This is a genomic window from Microbispora sp. NPDC004025 (assembly GCF_053604425.1).
In genome coordinates this window covers 573,347-589,671 of the sequence record NZ_JBSGHN010000002.1, presented here as the reverse complement: position 1 = coordinate 589,671, position 16,325 = coordinate 573,347, and the positions used below count along the sequence as shown (strand labels likewise).

Genomic DNA, 16,325 nt, shown 5'->3' with positions numbered 1-16,325 from the left:
AGTGTCCCGTGCGTGCGGGAGGATGCACACGAAACCTGTGACTAGCCCGGAACCCTGGGGAGGCGAACTTCGTGTCCGCGAACAGCTTCGGCAGCCGTGACACGCTGCGCGTCGGTGACGCGTCATACGAGATCTACCGGCTGGACGCCGTCGAGGGGTCGGCGCGCCTCCCGTACAGCCTGAAGATCCTGCTGGAGAACCTGCTCCGCACCGAGGACGGCGCGAACATCACCGCCGACCACATCCGCGCCATCGCGAGCTGGGACCCGAACGCCCAGCCGAGCGTGGAGATCCAGTTCACGCCCGCCCGCGTGATCATGCAGGACTTCACCGGTGTGCCCTGCGTGGTCGACCTCGCCACGATGCGCGAGGCCGTACGCGACCTGGGCGGCGACCCGGCGAAGATCAACCCGCTCGCGCCGGCCGAGATGGTCATCGACCACTCGGTCATCGTGGACTTCTTCGGTCACCCCGACTCCTTCCAGCGCAACGTCGAGCGGGAGTACGAGCGCAACCGCGAGCGCTACCAGTTCCTGCGCTGGGGCCAGACGGCGTTCGACGAGTTCAAGGTCGTCCCGCCCGGCACCGGCATCGTCCACCAGGTCAACATCGAGCACCTGGCCCGCGTGGTCATGACCCGCGACGGCAAGGCGTACCCGGACACCTGCGTGGGCACCGACTCCCACACCACGATGGAGAACGGCATCGGCGTCCTCGGCTGGGGCGTCGGCGGCATCGAGGCCGAGGCCGCGATGCTCGGCCAGCCGATCTCGATGCTGATCCCCCGGGTGGTCGGCTTCAAGCTGACCGGCAAGCTGCCGGCCGGCGCGACCGCGACCGACCTCGTGCTCACGATCACCGAGATGCTGCGCAAGCACGGCGTGGTCGGCAAGTTCGTGGAGTTCTACGGCGAGGGCGTCTCCAGCGTGCCGCTGGCCAACCGCGCCACGATCGGCAACATGAGCCCCGAGTTCGGCTCCACCTGCGCCATCTTCCCGATCGACGGCCAGACCATCGACTACCTCAAGCTCACCGGCCGCTCGCCGGAGCAGGTCGCGCTGGTCGAGGCGTACGCCAAGGAGCAGGGCCTGTGGCTCGACCCCTCGGCGCCCGAGCCCGTCTTCAGCGAGTACATCGAGCTCGACCTGTCGACCGTCGTCCCGTCGATCGCCGGGCCCAAGCGCCCGCAGGACCGCATCCCGCTGGCCGACGCCAAGTCGGCGTGGCGCGCGGCGGTGCGCACCTACGTCACCGACGACGGCATCGAGGGCCCGGCCGACGAGGCGTCCGCCGAGTCCTTCCCGGCCTCGGACTCTCCGGCGATCGCCCACAGCGGGGCGGGCGACGTTCCGCACGAGGTGCGGCGCAACGGCGAGCGTCCGCACCGGCCCACGCCGGTGACGCTGTCGGACGGCACGTCCTTCGAGATCGACCACGGCGTCGTCACGATCGCCGCGATCACCTCCTGCACGAACACCTCGAACCCGTACGTCATGCTCGGCGCGGCCCTGCTGGCGAAGAACGCGGTGGACAAGGGCCTGTCGCGCAAGCCGTGGGTGAAGACCTCGCTCGCCCCGGGCAGCCAGGTGGTCACCGGCTACTTCGAGCGGTCCGGTCTCCAGCCGTACCTCGACAAGCTGGGATTCAACCTCGTCGGCTACGGCTGCACCACCTGCATCGGCAACTCCGGCCCGCTGGAGCCGGAGATCTCCGCCGCCATCCAGGAGAGCGACCTCGCGGTCACCGCCGTGCTGTCGGGCAACCGCAACTTCGAGGGCCGGATCAACCCCGACGTCAAGATGAACTACCTGGCCTCGCCGCCGCTCGTGGTGGCCTACGCGCTGGCCGGGACCATGGACGTCGACCTCAACAACGAGCCGCTCGGCGTCGGCGCCGACGGGCAGCCGGTCTTCCTCAAGGACATCTGGCCGTCGCCCGAGGAGGTCGCGGCGGTGGTGTCGGAGTCGATCAGCCAGGACATGTTCAAGCGTGACTACGCGGACGTGTTCAAGGGCGACGAGCACTGGCGGTCGCTGCCGATCCCGACCGGCGACACCTTCGAGTGGGACCCGGAGTCGACGTACGTCCGCAAGGCGCCGTACTTCGACGGCATGCCCGCCAAGCCGGAGCCGGTGACGGACATCAGGGGCGCCCGCGTCCTGGCCAAGCTGGGCGACTCGGTCACGACCGACCACATCTCGCCCGCGGGTTCGATCAAGGCCGACACCCCGGCCGGTCGCTACCTGCGCGAGCACGGCGTCGAGGTCAGGGACTTCAACTCCTACGGCTCCCGCCGCGGCAACCACGAGGTGATGATCCGCGGCACGTTCGCCAACATCCGGCTGCGCAACCTGCTGCTCGACGGCGTGGAGGGCGGCTACACCCGCGACTTCACCAAGGGCGGGGAGCAGGCGTTCATCTACGACGCGTCGCAGAACTACCAGGCCGCCGGCATCCCGCTGGTGGTCCTGGCCGGCAAGGAGTACGGCTCCGGGTCGTCGCGCGACTGGGCGGCCAAGGGCACCGCGCTGCTCGGCGTGCGCGCCGTCATCGCCGAGTCGTACGAGCGCATCCACCGGTCGAACCTGATCGGCATGGGCGTGCTACCGCTGCAGTTCCCCGAGGGCGAGAGCGCCGACTCGCTGGGCCTGACCGGCGAGGAGACCTTCGACATCGCCGGTGTCGAGGAGCTCAACAGCGGCTCGACCCCCGCCACGGTCACCGTCCGCGCCGGGGACGTCGAGTTCCAGGCCGTCGTGCGCCTCGACACGCCCGGTGAGGCGGACTACTACCGCCACGGCGGCATCATGCAGTACGTCCTGCGCTCCCTGCTCGCCAAGAGCTGAACCGCATCCGCATCGGGCATGACGCTGTCCTGGACGGGATTTCAATCCCGTCCAGGACCGCTGGCCGTCCTACAACATGTCGGCGATCCAGTCGCCGATCTCCGACAGCACGTCGGGCGGAACGGCCCCGATTCTTGCGCCGAACCTTTCGGGTGACAGCGCGCGCACCTGTTCGACCATCGCCCAGCTCGTCTTCGGCAGCCCCGTCTCCTCGGGCGCTATCTCGACGTGCGTGTCCCAGCCGCGGAACCGCGTCGTCAGCGGAACGGCGAGCACGGGGTCCCGTACGAGCCTGTTGAAACTGTCGTTGCTGACGACGACGGCGGGCCGGCCGTACCCCTGCTCGCGGCCGATCGGCTCGCCGAGGTCGGCCCACCAGATGTCGCCTTGCCTAACCCTCATTCCTCTCCTTGGGCTCGCCGGGGAGATCCTCGGGTGGATCGATCAGGCCTTCCCACTCGGGGGCGACGCGGTTCGACGGGGAGCCGAGCCACAGGTCGCGCTCCGCGACGTACTCCGCCCAGCTTTCCGGGTCCTCCCTGCGGGTCCGCTCCATCTGCGCCGCGACGCGCTGCCAGCGGAGCTTCCTCCTGTGCTCCCTCACGGCGTCCTCGACCAATGCGGTCATGCTCTTGCCTTCCTGCTCCGAGAGTCGCGCTATCAGGTCTCTGGTCTCGACGCTGACCCGGATCGTCGTGTGGCGTTGCTCGCTGCCCATACCGCGAGGCTACGACCCTGTCTACAAAAAGCGCTATGGCGATGTCGCCACGTGGGAGTCTACGAAGGCTCCGATTACTCTCGCAACATATTTCAATTACTGACGGTGATTGTCCGAGTTCCTGAGCCCGGATAACCGGTTGCCCGGGCGCCGGGGGGCGCCGCTAGGGTCCGCGCATGGATCACGACGTGGTGCTGCTGCTCGTCGGGGGAGCGGCCGTCTTCATCGGGGCGGTCGTGCAGGGCGGGGTTGGGTTCGGGCTGGGCCTGGTGGCCGCACCGCTGATCGCACTGCTCGATCCCTCGGTGATGCCGGGGGCGGTCCAGGTCGTCAACCTCGCGATGCCGGTGTTCACGCTGGCCCGGGAGTGGCGCAGGACCGAGTGGCGGGGAGCGGGGTTCGCCCTGCTGGGCCGGCTGCCGGGCAGCGCGGTCGGCGCACTCGTGGTCGTCTACGTGAGCACGGCGGCGCTCGGCGTGCTGGTCGGGGTGATGGTGCTGGTCGCGGTGGCGCTGACGGCCCGCGCGGTCTCCGTGCCGCGCAACGGCGCGACGCTGACCGTCGCGGGCTTCCTCTCGGGGATCACCGGCACGGCCACCGGCATCGGCGGCCCGCCGATCGCCCTGGTCTACCAGAGCGCCCGCGGCCCGCAGATCCGCGCGACGCTGGCGACGTACTTCTGCCTGAGCGCCGCCCAGTCGCTCGTCATCCTCGCCGCCCTCGGCAGGCTCCCGGGGCGCGCACTGGCGGCGGGGGCGGCGCTGGTGCCCTTCGTCCTGCTCGGCTTCGCGGTGTCGGGACCGCTGCGCCGCCATCTCGACGGCGGACGGGTCCGCGCGGCCGTCCTGACGGTGGCGGCCGTCTCCGCCTGCGCGCTGCTGGGGCAGAGCCTCGCCCACTGAGCGCGGCTGTCCGGGATTCGAGGACTGGACAGTCCCTCCCCAAGATCGGCAGGCTTGTGTCCTCACACGTAGGGGGACCCATGATCAGCAGCGTCCTGGGGGTGCTCGTCTCGCTCGCCGTTTCGGCGACCGTGATGTTCCTCGTCATCTACTGGGCCGTGCGGCTCGCGGTGCGGCACGAGCGGATCGGGGCGCAGCACGCACAGGTCATCCAGCAGCCCGCGTACGGTCCGCCGCAGCCGCCGTACGGTCCGCCTCCCGGTTACGGCACAGCGCAGCCGGGACCGCCCGCGCAGCCCGTCCACCAGCCCGCGCAGTCCTTCCAGCCGCCGCCGCAGCCTTACGGGCCGCCGGGTCACGGCGGATAGCCGTGCGGCGGCGGGCCGCGGAACCGGGTCAGGCGGACGACTCGCGTGGCGCGTTCCTGGGCGCGTTCGCCGGAGTGGTCACCGCCGGAACACCGCCGCCCGCAGGTCGACCACCCGGTCGCACCGGCCGGCCACCTCCGGGTCGTGCGTGGCCACGACCAGTGCGGCGGGCGACGCGATGGGCGACCTCCACGTTCTCCGCGGCCGTCGGCAGCGACAGCAGGCCGTAGGACTGGAAGACCAGCGCGGTCTCCCGGCGCAGGTCCGGGCGCTCGGCGAGCGGCACTCCGCCGACCAGCACGCGACCGACGGCGGGCTTCGGCAGGCCGCCGAGTGTGGTCAGCAGGGTAGTCTTCCCCGAGCCCGAGGGACCGGTGAGGGCGACACGTTCGCCCGGCGCGACGTCCGGCGACAGGGGCGCACGATCTTACGGCCGTCGGCGCGGCAGCTCGGCGAAGGGCAGGACAGAACGGGCTCGGGCATCACCGGCCTCCGCATCGCCGCCACGCCGCCGTACGCGGGGCGTCGCTGCCGACAGTAGGAGCCCCGGGCTCGCCAACGTGTCACGATCGCCCGTCGCCTGCCGGGAAGTAACGACGCCCGATGTTGATCGTGCGTTTCTTCATTGTTACCGCGGACAACAAACGTTACCGTCCTGTGTCTTTCACCACCTGGGCTTTGGGCTTACGTTGTCTCAAACAACATTCCCTGGAGCGGTGAACGCCGGGACCCGGCTCCTGCCGTACCGGGTGGCCAGAGTGTCTTGACCGACAGCACTCGCCCAGACGGCGGGACGAGGCACTGGCTCGGCCGCACCCCCTCATAGACCCCCAGCCAAAGAAAGGACCCACGCATCATGCGCAAGGGGATCCTCAGCATCGGCGCCGCCGCCGCGGCGCTCACCCTCGGTCTCACCGCCTGCGGGGGCGAGAGCGGTGACACCTCGGCGGAGACCAGCAGCGCCCCCTCGGCCGCCGCCGGCGACGCCAAGCCCGGCAAGATCGGCGTCATCCTGCCGGACAGCAAGTCCTCCGCCCGGTGGGAGACCGCCGACCGCAAGTACCTCGAGGAGGCCTTCAAGACGGCGGGCGTCCAGTACGACATCCAGAACGCCCAGGGCGACAAGACCGCGTTCCAGACGATCGCCGACCAGATGATCACCAACGGCGCGACCGTCCTGATGATCGTCAACCTGGACAGCGGCACCGGCAAGGCCGTGCTGGACAAGGCCAAGTCGCAGGGCGTGGCGACGATCGACTACGACCGCCTCACGCTCGGCGGCAGCGCCTCCTACTACGTGTCCTTCGACAACACGGCGGTCGGCAAGCTGCAGGGCGAGGGCCTGGTCAAGTGCCTGACCGACAAGAAGGCCGACAAGCCCATCGTCGCCGAGCTGAACGGCTCGCCGACCGACAACAACGCCACGTTGTTCAAGCAGGGCTACGACGGCGTGCTGCAGCCGAAGTACGACTCCGGCGAGTACAAGAAGGGTCCGGACCAGTCGGTTCCCGACTGGGACAACACCCAGGCCGGCACGATCTTCGAGCAGATGCTGACCCAGGAGCCGAAGATCGCCGGTGTGCTCGCCGCCAACGACGGCCTCGGCAACGCCGCCATCTCCGTGCTGAAGAAGCAGAAGCTGAACGGCAAGGTCCCGGTCACCGGCCAGGACGCCACCGTGCAGGGCCTGCAGAACATCCTCGCCGGCGACCAGTGCATGACGGTCTACAAGGCCATCAAGAAGGAGGCCGACGCGGCCGCGCAGCTCGCGGTCTCGCTGGCCAAGGGCGAGCAGCCGCAGGCGAGCGGCACGGTCAAGGACACCGAGGGCAACCGTGACGTCCCCTCCGTGCTCCTGGAGCCCCAGGCCATCTTCTTCGACAACGTCAAGGACGTCGTGGCCGACGGCTTCGTGAGCAAGGACGAGCTGTGCACCGGCGAGTTCGCCGACAAGTGCACCGAGGCCGGCATCAGCTAAGCCCATCCATCCACCGGGTGCGTACGGCGACGCGGACCCCCCTTAGCGGGTGACGTGCTGAGCCGCGACGAGCACCGTGCGGGGCGTCCTGTCCCGGGATACGACACAGTCCCGGAAAGGGCACAGGGCGCCCCGCACCGCCCGGAGCGACGAGTGGCGGCCCGGAGAACGGCGCCGTACCGGCCCCATCGATCTACGGAGTAGCCCATCGTGTCCCAGGGACCGATCCTGGAACTGCGCGGCATCAACAAGAGCTTCGGCCCCGTGCAGGTCCTTCACGACGTCGCCTTCTCGGCCTATCCGGGTGAGGTGACAGCACTGGTCGGCGACAACGGCGCCGGCAAGTCGACGCTGGTCAAATGCATCGGCGGCATCCACCCGATCGACTCGGGCGAGTACTTCTTCGAGGGCGAGCGGGTCCAGGTGCACGGGCCCAGGGACGCGGCGGCGCTGGGCGTCGAGATCGTCTACCAGGACCTCGCCCTCTGCGACAACCTCGACATCGTGCAGAACATGTTCCTCGGCCGCGAGCGCCGCAGCGGGCTGGTCCTGGACGAGGACACGATGGAGGAGATGGCGGCCAAGACCCTGGCCGGCCTGTCGGTCCGCACCGTCAAGTCGCTGCGCCAGCACGTCTCCAGCCTGTCCGGCGGTCAGCGGCAGACCGTGGCGATCGCCAAGGCCGTGCTGTGGAACAGCAAGGTCGTCATTCTCGACGAGCCGACCGCCGCCCTCGGCGTGGCGCAGACCGCCCAGGTGCTCGAGCTGGTCCGCCGTCTGGCCGACAAGGGCCTCGCGGTGGTGCTCATCTCGCACAACATGAACGACGTCTTCGCCGTGTCCGACCGGATCGCGGCGCTGTACCTGGGACGGATGGCGGCTCAGGTCAAGGCCTCCGAGGTGACCCACTCGCAGGTCGTGGAACTCATCACTTCCGGGCGGAGCGGGGAGCTCGGGCTCAGGAACGGCAACGGAGCGGCATCATGACAACCGAAACGCTCCCCAAGCAGGAGAACGCCGACTCCTCGATCGGCGTGCACGTCAAGGGCTACATCGAGCGGGTCAAGGGCGGTGAGCTGGGGGCGCTGCCCGCGGTCTTCGGCCTGGTCATCCTCTGCGTGGTCTTCTCGGTCCTGCGCCCGGCCTTCCTGTCGGCGGTCAACTTCGCCAACCTGTTCACCCAGGGCGCGGCGGTCGCCGTCATCGCCATGGGCCTGATCTTCGTGCTCCTCCTCGGCGAGATCGACCTGTCCGCCGGCTTCGCGAGCGGCGTCTGCGCGGCGGTGCTCGCCGTGCTGCTGACCCTGCAGGGCTGGCCCTGGTATCTCGCGGTCCTGGCCGCGATGGTCACCGGCGCCGTCATCGGCATGGTCCTCGGCTCTCTGGTGGCCAAGCTCGGCATCCCGTCCTTCGTGGTCACGCTGGCGGCGTTCCTGGCCTTCCAGGGCGTCGTGCTGCTGCTGGTCAAGGACGGCACCAACATCTCGATCCGCGACGAGACGATCCTCGCGATCGCGAACAAGAACGTCCCCCCGATCGCCGGCTGGATCGCGCTGGTGGTGGGCGTCGCCGCGTACGCCGCCCTGCAGTTCGTGCAGGCGCGCCGCCGCGTGTCCCGCGGCCTGGTCGCCACCCCGATGGCGGTCATCGGCGCCCGGATCCTGACGCTCGCCGTGGTCGCCGGGTTCGCGGTGTACGTGCTCAACCTGGAGCGCAGCCGCAACGCGGCGATCGTGTCGCTCAAGGGCGTGCCGATCGTCGTCCCGCTGATCGTGATCCTGCTGATCGTCTGGACCTTCGTGCTGCGGCGCACGTCGTACGGCCGGCACATCTACGCGGTCGGCGGCAACGCCGAGGCCGCCCGCCGGGCCGGCATCAACGTGGACCGCATCCGCATCTCCGCGTTCGTCATCTGCTCCTTCATGGCCTCGATCGGCGGCATCATCGCGGCGTCGCGGGCCAACTCGGTCGACCCCAACACCGGCGGCAGCAACGTGCTGCTGTTCGCGGTGGGCGCGGCCGTCATCGGCGGCACCAGCCTCTTCGGCGGCAAGGGCCGGGCGCTCGACGCGGTGCTCGGCGGCGCGGTGGTCGCGGTCATCGAGAACGGCATGGGCCTCATGGGCTACAGCGCCGGCGTCAAGTTCGTCGTGACCGGATCGGTGCTCCTGCTCGCCGCGGGTGTGGACGCGCTGTCGAGGAAGCGTGCGGCGGCGACCGGCAGAAGATGACCTGATCGGGACCGCTAAGGTGATCTCCGCCCCCTGAGCTCTCTCACGTGAGCTCTCTCACGGCCCCCTGACCGCCCCCCCACGGAATCCGCGAGGCTGCCCCGATGATGCGCGCCGGTCCCTCACAAGAGGAGATCCGCAAGCACAATCTCGGGACGCTCCTGCGGCACGTCCACCTGGGCGGGCCGACGTCGCGGGCCGAGCTGACCGCGCTGATGGGGCTGAACCGCAGCACCATCATGGCGCTCACGGCGGACCTCACGGCGGCCGGTCTCGTCAGGGAGGAACTTCCCAAGGACACCGGCCGGGCGGGACGGCCGTCGCTGGTCGTCCGCCCGGAGACGGCCCGCGTCTACGTGCTGGCCTTCGAGGTGGGGGTGGACCGGCTGGCCGCCGCCCGCATCGGCCTCGGCGGCGTGATCCTCGACCGCCGCGAGACCGCACGGGCGCGCCAGCCGTTCGACATGGCGCAGGTCGTGGGGACGCTGGCCGGCTTCGCCCGGCAGATGCGGCGCAGGACGCGTGAGGACACGATCTGCGTCGGCGCGGCGGCGGCGGTCTCCGGCGTGGTCCGGGCCTCCGACGGCGTGGTGAGGATCGGGCCCAACATCGGGGCGTTCGAGGTGCCGCTGGGGGAGGAGCTCACGAAGCGGCTCGCGCTCGGGCTGCCGGTGGCGGTGGGCAACGAGGCCAACCTCGGCGCGCTCGCCGAGCACACCCGCGGCATCGGCGCCGGCTGCCGCGACCTGATCTACCTGCACGCGGACGTGGGCATCGGCGGCGGGATCATCGTGAACGGGCAGCTCCTCGGAGGGTACGGCGGGTACGGCGGCGAGGTGGGCCACATGGTGGTCAACCCGGACGGACGGCCCTGCGCCTGCGGCTCGCGCGGCTGCCTGGAGGCCGAGGTGGGGGAGCCCGCCCTCATGGAGCACGCCGGCCGGTACGGCGAGATCATCGGGCGGGACGGGGTCCGTGCCGTCGTCGACGCCGCCGACCGCGGCGACGTGAGGGCCCAGGAGGCCCTCGCCCGCGTGGGGAACTGGCTCGGGCTCGGCGTGGCCAGCCTGGTGAACATCTTCAATCCCGAGATGGTCGTCTTCGGCGGCATCCTGCGGGAGATCTACCTGGGCTCGGCCGCCCAGGTGCGCAGCCGGATCGCGACCGGCACCCTGCGCGCGACGCGGGAGCAGGTGCGGCTGCGCACCTCGGCCCTGGGCGACGACGCGACCCTGATGGGGGCCGCCGAGCTGGCCTTCGCCCAGGTGCTCGCCGACCCCCTCGAAGCGCTGTCCCGGGTCGCTCCCTAGGCCGTCTTCGACGCGGGGGCGGAGAAGGTGTTGCACACCTTCGGGCCGTTGCCGTACCAGCCGCGCTTGAGCCAGTAGCGGATGTTGGCCGCCTTGCCGTGCCACTTGTCGCCGATGATCCACTTGAGCTGGTCGTCCCAGTCGACCTGGTCACGGCCGAGCGAACGCCAGACGCTGCCGATGAAGGCGCCGGAGAAGCACTCGGCCTGCAGCTCGATGCGGCGGTTGAGGTCGCCGATGCGCTTCTTGCTCAGCCGGGGGTACTGGCGGGCGAACTCGAGCAGGATGCCGGCCCGGTCCTGCGCGTAGTGGCCGTACTCGTGGGCGATGACCGTGAAGAGGCTGAACTCGTTGGGGTCGGCCAGCTGTCCCTTGGACAGCAGGATCCACATCGTCCCGTTCCTCGGGCAGTACAGGCCCGCCGCGTAGCCCGCCGGGTACTTGCCGCAGCCCGTCGCCACGCTCTTGGTGATGTAACGCACCTTGGGCGGGGAGAACTTCAGCCCGGCCTGCCGGAATTCCTCGGTCCAGGTCCGGTTGAGGCAGTCGAGCAGGTTGTCCAGGTAGACCCGGTAGGTGTCGATGTCGCCGGGCCTGCGGCTCAGCTCGGTGCACGCGAAAAACTCGAACTCGCCGGTGGTGTAGAGCGGGTTCCTCGTCAGCGCCCCCGGACCCGTCGGCACGGGCCGGGCCGACGCCGTGGCCGACGCCGTGGCCGGTACCGAGGATGTGGCCGGTGCCGCCGTCGCGCCGGCCGCGCCCGCCGTACCGGTGAGGGACAGGACTCCGGCCACCGCGGTCGCCGCGACGGCCGCCGGGCGGAGGCTTATGCGAATCATGAGTGGGCATCCCAAGCGGACAGAGGGATAGTCAGGAATGTGGCGAGGAGCCCGAAGGCGCATTAATGCGGACTTTCCCCACGTGGATCATGAGGGTAGGGCAGGAGGCAGCGGCGGGTAAAGCGGAATCGATGTCAACACGGAAAAGGTCTTGTGGAGGTTCGGTGCCACCCCTGATACCTCCAGGCCTGCCTGGAACTAGACTCGATCCGTTCGATGGCGAGCGGAAGGATGCGCGGTGGGGATTCTGGAGACGATCAAGGACCCGCTCGACGTGAAGCGCCTTGAGGTGGGGGAGCTACCCGCGCTGGCGGCGGAGATCCGCGATCTGCTGGTCTCCACGGTCGCGAGGACCGCCGGACATCTCGGTCCCAACCTCGGCGTCGTCGAGCTGACCATCGCCCTCCACAGGGTCTTCGACTCGCCGCGCGACCCGATCCTGTTCGACACCGGCCACCAGTCGTACGTGCACAAGCTGCTGACCGGGCGGGCCGGGCAGTTCGGCACGCTGCGGCAGGAGGGCGGCCTGTCGGGGTATCCCAGCCGGGCCGAGTCGGAGCACGACTTCATCGAGAACTCGCACGCCTCCACCGTCCTGTCGTACGCCGACGGGCTGGCCAAGGCGCTCGTACTGCGCGGTGAGACGGACCGCACGGTGGTCGGGGTGATCGGCGACGGCGCGCTCACCGGCGGCATGGCCTGGGAGGCGCTGAACAACATCGCCGGGCGCAAGGACCTGCCGCTGATCATCGTGGTCAACGACAACGGCCGCTCCTACTCGCCGACGATCGGCGGTCTGGCCTCCCATCTGTCGTCCCTGCGGATGACCCAGGGCTACGAGCACGTGCTCGAACTGGTGAAGAACAACCTCGGCCGGGTGCCGGTGGTCGGGGCGCCGCTCTACGACACGCTGCACGGCATGAAGAAGGGCCTGAAGGACATCCTGACCCCGCAGGCGATGTTCGAGGACCTCGGGCTGAAGTACGTCGGCCCGATCGACGGGCACGACGAGGGGGCCGTCGAGGCCGCCCTGCGCCGCGCCCGGGCCTTCCGCGGCCCCGTCATCGTCCACGTGCTCACCCGCAAGGGCAACGGCTACGCGCACGCGGAGAACCACGACGAGGACTGCTTCCACTCGCCGCAGCCCTTCGACATCGAGACCGGCGAGGAGCGTCCCAAGCCGCACAGCTGGACCAACGTGTTCAGCGACGAGATGGTCAAGATCGGCGCCGAGCGGAAGGATGTCGTCGCGATCACGGCGGCGATGCTCCACCCCACCGGCCTGGCGGCGTTCGCCGACGCCTACCCGGACCGGATCTACGACGTGGGCATCGCCGAGCAGCACGCCCTGACCAGTGCGGCGGGGCTCGCGATGGGCGGTCTCCACCCGGTCGTGGCGGTCTACGCGACCTTCCTCAACCGTGCCTTCGACCAGCTCCTGATGGACGTGGCACTGCACCGGCAGCCGGTCACCGTCGTGCTCGACCGGGCCGGGGTCACCGGCGACGACGGGCCGAGCCACAACGGCATGTGGGACCTGTCGATCCTGCAGGTGATCCCCGGACTGTCGGTCGCCGCCCCCCGCGACGGCGCGCGGCTGCGCGAGCTGCTGGCCGAGGCCGTCCGCGTCGACGACGGCCCGTCGGTGGTCCGTTTCCCCAAGGGCGCCCTGCCGCAGGACGTGGAGGCCGTCGGCAAGCTCGGCGAGATGGACGTCCTGCGCGCCGGCGACGCCGACGTGCTGCTGGTCGCGGTCGGCCCGATGGCCGAGATCTGCCTGGAGGCCGCGAACCTCCTCGACGCGCAGGGCATCTCGGCCACCGTGGTGGACCCGCGCTGGGTGAAGCCGCTCGACCGGGCCCTGGTGCTGGCCGCGGCGGCGCACAAGCTGGTCGTCGTGGTGGAGGACAACGGCCGGGTCGGCGGCGTGGGCGACGCCGTGGCGCGCCTGTTGCGCGACGCCGACGTGGACGTGCCGGTGCGCACCTACGGCATCCCGCAGCGCTTCCTCGACCACGCCAAGCGGGCGAAGATCCTCTCCGAGATCGGCCTGACCGGGCAGGACCTCGCCCGTCAGATCACCGAGGCCGTGGCGCGCCGGTCGCCGGTGATGGAGAGCCACCCGGCGCGGCTGGTGCAGCCGACCGATTGACAACCAGGAGTAATACCGGTGTGACCGGGAAGTCTGCAGGTCGTCGACATGATGAGGAGCCTGCGGATGAGCGTGTTCCGGACGAAGCCGGTAGAACAGTCGATTGAGGATGCCGAAGGCGGCGAGCATCGGCTCAGGCGCAGCCTGAGCGCTCTCGATCTGACCGTCTTCGGCGTCGGTGTCATCGTGGGCACCGGGATCTTCGTGCTCACCGGCGTGGCGGCGCGCAACACGGCCGGCCCGGCCGTCGCGATCTCCTTCGTGGTCGCCGGGGTGGTGTGCGCGCTCGCGGCCCTGTGTTACGCCGAGTTCGCCGCCACGGTGCCGGTGGCCGGCTCGGCCTACACCTACGCGTACGCCACGATCGGCGAGTTCCCCGCCTGGATCATCGGCTGGGACCTGATGCTGGAGCTCGCCCTGGGCGCGGCGGTGGTCGCCTCGGGCTGGTCGGGCTACTTCGCGTCGCTGCTGAAGAACTTCGGCGTCTACCTGCCGCCGTCGATCGCCGGCGACGAGGCCGTCTTCAACATCCCGGCGGCGCTGATCGTTATCCTGCTGACCGGGGTGCTGGTGGCCGGGATCAAGATGTCGGCCCGGTTCAATGGCGCCATGGTGGCGGTCAAGATGGCCGTCGTGCTGCTCGTGATCATCGCCGGGCTGTTCTTCGTCAAGGGAGCCAACTACCGGCCGTTCATCCCGCCGGCCCAGGCGATGCCCGCGACCGAGGGCATGAAGGCGCCGCTCATCCAGGTGCTGTTCGGCGTGCAGCCGGTCGCGTACGGCGTCTTCGGCGTCTTCACGGCCGCCGCCCTGGTCTTCTTCGCCTACATCGGGTTCGACGTCGTGGCGACCGCGGCGGAGGAGACCCGCCGCCCCCAGCGCGACCTGCCGATCGGCATCATCGCCTCTCTCGTCGTCTGCACGATCCTCTACGTGGCGGTCTCGCTCGTGGTCGTCGGCATGCAGCACTACTCCGAGCTCAGCGCGTCGGCCCCGCTCGCCGACGCGTTCCGGGCGGTGGGCCAGCCCTGGATGGCGACGGTGATCAGCATCGGGGCCATCGCCGGGCTCACCACGGTCGTGATGATCCTCATGCTCGGCCAGAGCCGGGTGCTGTTCGCGATGTGCCGCGACAATCTGCTGCCCCGCTCCCTCGCCCGGGTCCACCCGGCGTTCCGCACGCCGTACCGGATCACGATCATCATCGGCGCGGTCACCGCGCTGCTCGCGGCGCTGATCCCGCTGAGCGCCATCGCGGAACTGGTGAACATCGGCACGCTGTTCGCGTTCGTGATCGTCGCGGTGGCGGTGGTGATCCTCCGCAGGACCCGCCCCGACCTGCCCCGCTCCTTCCGTACGCCGTTGGTGCCGCTGGTGCCGATCCTGTCGGTGCTGGCGTCCGCCTACCTGATGCTCAACCTGCCGGTGGAGACCTGGATCCGGTTCTTCGTCTGGATGGCCATCGGCGCGGCCGTCTACTTCCTGTACGGCCACCGCCGCAGCAGGGTGGCGACTACAACGCCCGGGGAAGCAGTCCTCGGACGGTGAGCACGGCGCCGACGGCGGCCAGCAGCAGGCCGCTCGCGCCCAGCAGCAAACGGTAGCCGCGGGCGGTCAGCCGGTGCCGGCCGGCCCCCACGGCTCCCGCGAGCACCACCTTGGAACCCACCAGGACCAGGTAGAAGCCGCCCACGAAGGCCAGCGCGTACGCCGGGGCGTGGTCCCACGCCGAGACGAAGATCGGGGACCCCACGGCGATCCAGAACAGCCAGGGGTGCGGGTTGAGCAGGTTCACCACGACGCCGCGCAGGACCTCCCCGGCCGAGGAGGGCGCCGCCGCACCCGGCCGGGGCGGCAGGGCCGTACGGGCCTCGCGCAGCGTCTCCACGCCCAGGTACACGACGTAGAGCCCGCCCCCGACCGCCAGGACGCGCAGCAGCATCTGCGGGAGCGCCCCGACGGCCGTCACGGCGAGCAGCACCACGGGAAGATCGGACAGCAGTGGCACGCAGGCCAGGCGCACCCCCGCGCGGAACCCGCCGCGCAGGCTGGCCGTGATGACGAGCGTCAGCAGCGCCCCGGGTGTGACACCCGCCCCCAGGCCGAGGCTGAGCCCCATCAGCAGTTCCGTCACGCCCGTAACCTCCCGTTTCGTCCGCACGAGAGGCTACCGCCGGTCGGCCGGCGGGTCCGGAAACGGTGCCCCCCGGGAAACGGCGCCTCCTCCCGAAAACGGTGCCTCCCGGAAACGGTGCCTGGGAACGGCACTCCTGGGGCCCGTGGCCCTGCGCGGGCCTCAACGCGGGGTCTGCTGGTGGAAGGCGAGCTTCCAGCGGGTGGCGGAAAGCGCCGCCCAGCCCGCTGTCTCCAGGGCGATCAGCTCGTCTTGTGTCCTTTCCATGTCCGGCCTCTTCTCGTCGTCGCGGACACACGGGCCGCTTACCCGATCGCGGACGAGTATGCGGCTCCCGCGCCATTGGGAGGACGGTGACTCGTCGGGCGAACAGCGCGAGCCGCCGCGCCGATAACGAATTCGGTTCGGGCGACTGCGCGTCGCGGAGACGGAAACCGTACGACGAGGAGTGCGATCGGATCGCCGTCTCCGGAAACGGCGTCTTTCGCCTGAGCTGCCGATTCGGCGACGTCAGAGACGCCAGTCAAGCAGCGGCGACAGTCACGCCGCGGTCGGCGCGGTCATGTCTGCGGCGCGGACGGCGCCCCGCTGCCGTCCGTTTCCCATCCCGGGCGGCGCACGGTCGGCGTCGGCCGCTGCGGGCGGCGGACAAATGCGAGGTCACCCCTTGCGACGGCGAACCGGTGCCGTGTCCGCGTGCACGCCGTGGATGCGACATGCGCCGAGCCGGCGCCGGCGGAGCGGCCGTGTTCCGGCGGGGCGGCGCGGAACAGGCTTGTGGATTCAGATCATATCAATTAACTTGATTCGTTGGAATCGCGGCCGATATCGCTCGCGACTAAAAGAG

General features: G+C 70.1%; 14 protein-coding genes. 9 read left to right on the top strand and 5 right to left on the bottom strand.

The window, feature by feature from the left end; genetic code table 11:
* The first annotated feature begins 71 nt into the window (after positions 1–71).
* A complete protein-coding gene (locus ACWEQG_RS07035) occupies positions 72–2,846 on the top strand; it encodes an aconitate hydratase (protein ID WP_452282475.1) in 2,775 nt (924 codons plus the stop codon).
* 69 nt (positions 2,847–2,915) lie between these two features.
* Here ACWEQG_RS07035 and ACWEQG_RS07030 read toward each other — a convergent pair whose 3' ends face one another.
* The gene (locus ACWEQG_RS07030) at positions 2,916–3,248 is read right to left on the bottom strand and encodes a type II toxin-antitoxin system PemK/MazF family toxin (protein ID WP_452282473.1); all 333 of its coding nucleotides are present in this window, start codon (positions 3,246–3,248) and stop codon (positions 2,916–2,918) included.
* Entirely contained in the window at positions 3,238–3,564 is a 327-nt protein-coding gene (locus tag ACWEQG_RS07025; RefSeq protein ID WP_452282471.1) for a ribbon-helix-helix protein, CopG family, read from the bottom strand. The genes ACWEQG_RS07030 and ACWEQG_RS07025 overlap by 11 nt, the downstream gene beginning before the upstream one ends.
* 176 nt (positions 3,565–3,740) lie before the next feature.
* Between ACWEQG_RS07025 and ACWEQG_RS07020 the strand changes: the two genes are divergently transcribed.
* A complete protein-coding gene (locus tag ACWEQG_RS07020; RefSeq protein ID WP_452282470.1) occupies positions 3,741–4,466 on the top strand; it encodes a sulfite exporter TauE/SafE family protein in 726 nt (241 codons plus the stop codon).
* Positions 4,467–4,546: 80 nt separating this feature from the next.
* Positions 4,547–4,834 carry a hypothetical protein gene (locus ACWEQG_RS07015; protein WP_452282468.1) on the top strand — a complete coding sequence of 96 codons (288 nt, stop codon included), beginning with the start codon at positions 4,547–4,549 and terminating at the stop codon, positions 4,832–4,834.
* A gap of 28 nt (positions 4,835–4,862) precedes the next feature.
* On the opposite strand, the gene ACWEQG_RS07010 is transcribed toward ACWEQG_RS07015, so the two are convergent.
* Entirely contained in the window at positions 4,863–5,249 is a 387-nt protein-coding gene (locus ACWEQG_RS07010) for an ATP-binding cassette domain-containing protein (RefSeq protein ID WP_452282878.1), read from the bottom strand.
* Positions 5,250–5,690: 441 nt separating this feature from the next.
* Here ACWEQG_RS07010 and ACWEQG_RS07005 point away from each other — a divergent pair, with 441 nt between their 5' ends.
* The 4 genes from ACWEQG_RS07005 (at position 5,691) to ACWEQG_RS06990 (ending at position 10,353) form a co-directional block, all read left to right on the top strand.
* Positions 5,691–6,812, top strand: a complete 1,122-nt coding sequence (locus tag ACWEQG_RS07005) for a sugar ABC transporter substrate-binding protein (RefSeq protein ID WP_346224256.1) — start codon at positions 5,691–5,693, stop codon at positions 6,810–6,812.
* Positions 6,813–7,022: 210 nt separating this feature from the next.
* Entirely contained in the window at positions 7,023–7,799 is a 777-nt protein-coding gene (locus tag ACWEQG_RS07000) for an ATP-binding cassette domain-containing protein (RefSeq protein ID WP_169980220.1), read from the top strand.
* Positions 7,796–9,043: a sugar ABC transporter permease gene (locus tag ACWEQG_RS06995; protein WP_363462898.1), complete on the top strand. Its 1,248-nt coding sequence runs from the start codon at positions 7,796–7,798 to the stop codon at positions 9,041–9,043. The genes ACWEQG_RS07000 and ACWEQG_RS06995 overlap by 4 nt, the downstream gene beginning before the upstream one ends.
* Positions 9,044–9,147: 104 nt before the next feature.
* Positions 9,148–10,353, top strand: a complete 1,206-nt coding sequence (locus ACWEQG_RS06990) for an ROK family transcriptional regulator (RefSeq protein WP_452282466.1) — start codon at positions 9,148–9,150, stop codon at positions 10,351–10,353.
* Here the strand turns inward: ACWEQG_RS06990 and ACWEQG_RS06985 are convergent.
* Entirely contained in the window at positions 10,350–11,192 is an 843-nt protein-coding gene (locus ACWEQG_RS06985) for a neutral zinc metallopeptidase (protein ID WP_452282464.1), read from the bottom strand. The genes ACWEQG_RS06990 and ACWEQG_RS06985 overlap by 4 nt on opposite strands.
* A 238-nt stretch (positions 11,193–11,430) precedes the next feature.
* Here ACWEQG_RS06985 and dxs point away from each other — a divergent pair, with 238 nt between their 5' ends.
* Together dxs and ACWEQG_RS06975 are read left to right on the top strand one after the other, a co-directional pair.
* Complete coding sequence (gene dxs, locus ACWEQG_RS06980) at positions 11,431–13,344, top strand: 1-deoxy-D-xylulose-5-phosphate synthase (RefSeq protein ID WP_452282462.1); 1,914 nt, start codon at positions 11,431–11,433, stop codon at positions 13,342–13,344.
* A gap of 66 nt (positions 13,345–13,410) precedes the next feature.
* Complete coding sequence (locus tag ACWEQG_RS06975; RefSeq protein ID WP_452282460.1) at positions 13,411–14,892, top strand: amino acid permease; 1,482 nt, start codon at positions 13,411–13,413, stop codon at positions 14,890–14,892.
* Here ACWEQG_RS06975 and ACWEQG_RS06970 read toward each other — a convergent pair.
* Positions 14,858–15,478 (bottom strand): LysE family translocator, encoded by a 621-nt coding sequence (locus ACWEQG_RS06970; protein WP_452282458.1) that lies wholly within the window; start codon positions 15,476–15,478, stop codon positions 14,858–14,860. The genes ACWEQG_RS06975 and ACWEQG_RS06970 overlap by 35 nt on opposite strands.
* Between the last annotated feature and the right edge of the window lie 847 nt (positions 15,479–16,325).

Coding starts and splice junctions, on each gene's coding strand:
- ACWEQG_RS06995 (WP_363462898.1), top strand. CDS start 7,796: ATGACAACCGAAACGCTCCCCAAGCAGGAGAACGCCGACTCCTCGATC.
- ACWEQG_RS07020 (WP_452282470.1), top strand. CDS start 3,741: ATGGATCACGACGTGGTGCTGCTGCTCGTCGGGGGAGCGGCCGTCTTC.
- ACWEQG_RS06975 (WP_452282460.1), top strand. CDS start 13,411: ATGAGCGTGTTCCGGACGAAGCCGGTAGAACAGTCGATTGAGGATGCC.
- ACWEQG_RS07015 (WP_452282468.1), top strand. CDS start 4,547: ATGATCAGCAGCGTCCTGGGGGTGCTCGTCTCGCTCGCCGTTTCGGCG.
- ACWEQG_RS07030 (WP_452282473.1), bottom strand. CDS start 3,248: ATGAGGGTTAGGCAAGGCGACATCTGGTGGGCCGACCTCGGCGAGCCG.
- ACWEQG_RS06985 (WP_452282464.1), bottom strand. CDS start 11,192: ATGATTCGCATAAGCCTCCGCCCGGCGGCCGTCGCGGCGACCGCGGTG.
- ACWEQG_RS07025 (WP_452282471.1), bottom strand. CDS start 3,564: ATGGGCAGCGAGCAACGCCACACGACGATCCGGGTCAGCGTCGAGACC.
- ACWEQG_RS07005 (WP_346224256.1), top strand. CDS start 5,691: ATGCGCAAGGGGATCCTCAGCATCGGCGCCGCCGCCGCGGCGCTCACC.
- ACWEQG_RS06990 (WP_452282466.1), top strand. CDS start 9,148: ATGATGCGCGCCGGTCCCTCACAAGAGGAGATCCGCAAGCACAATCTC.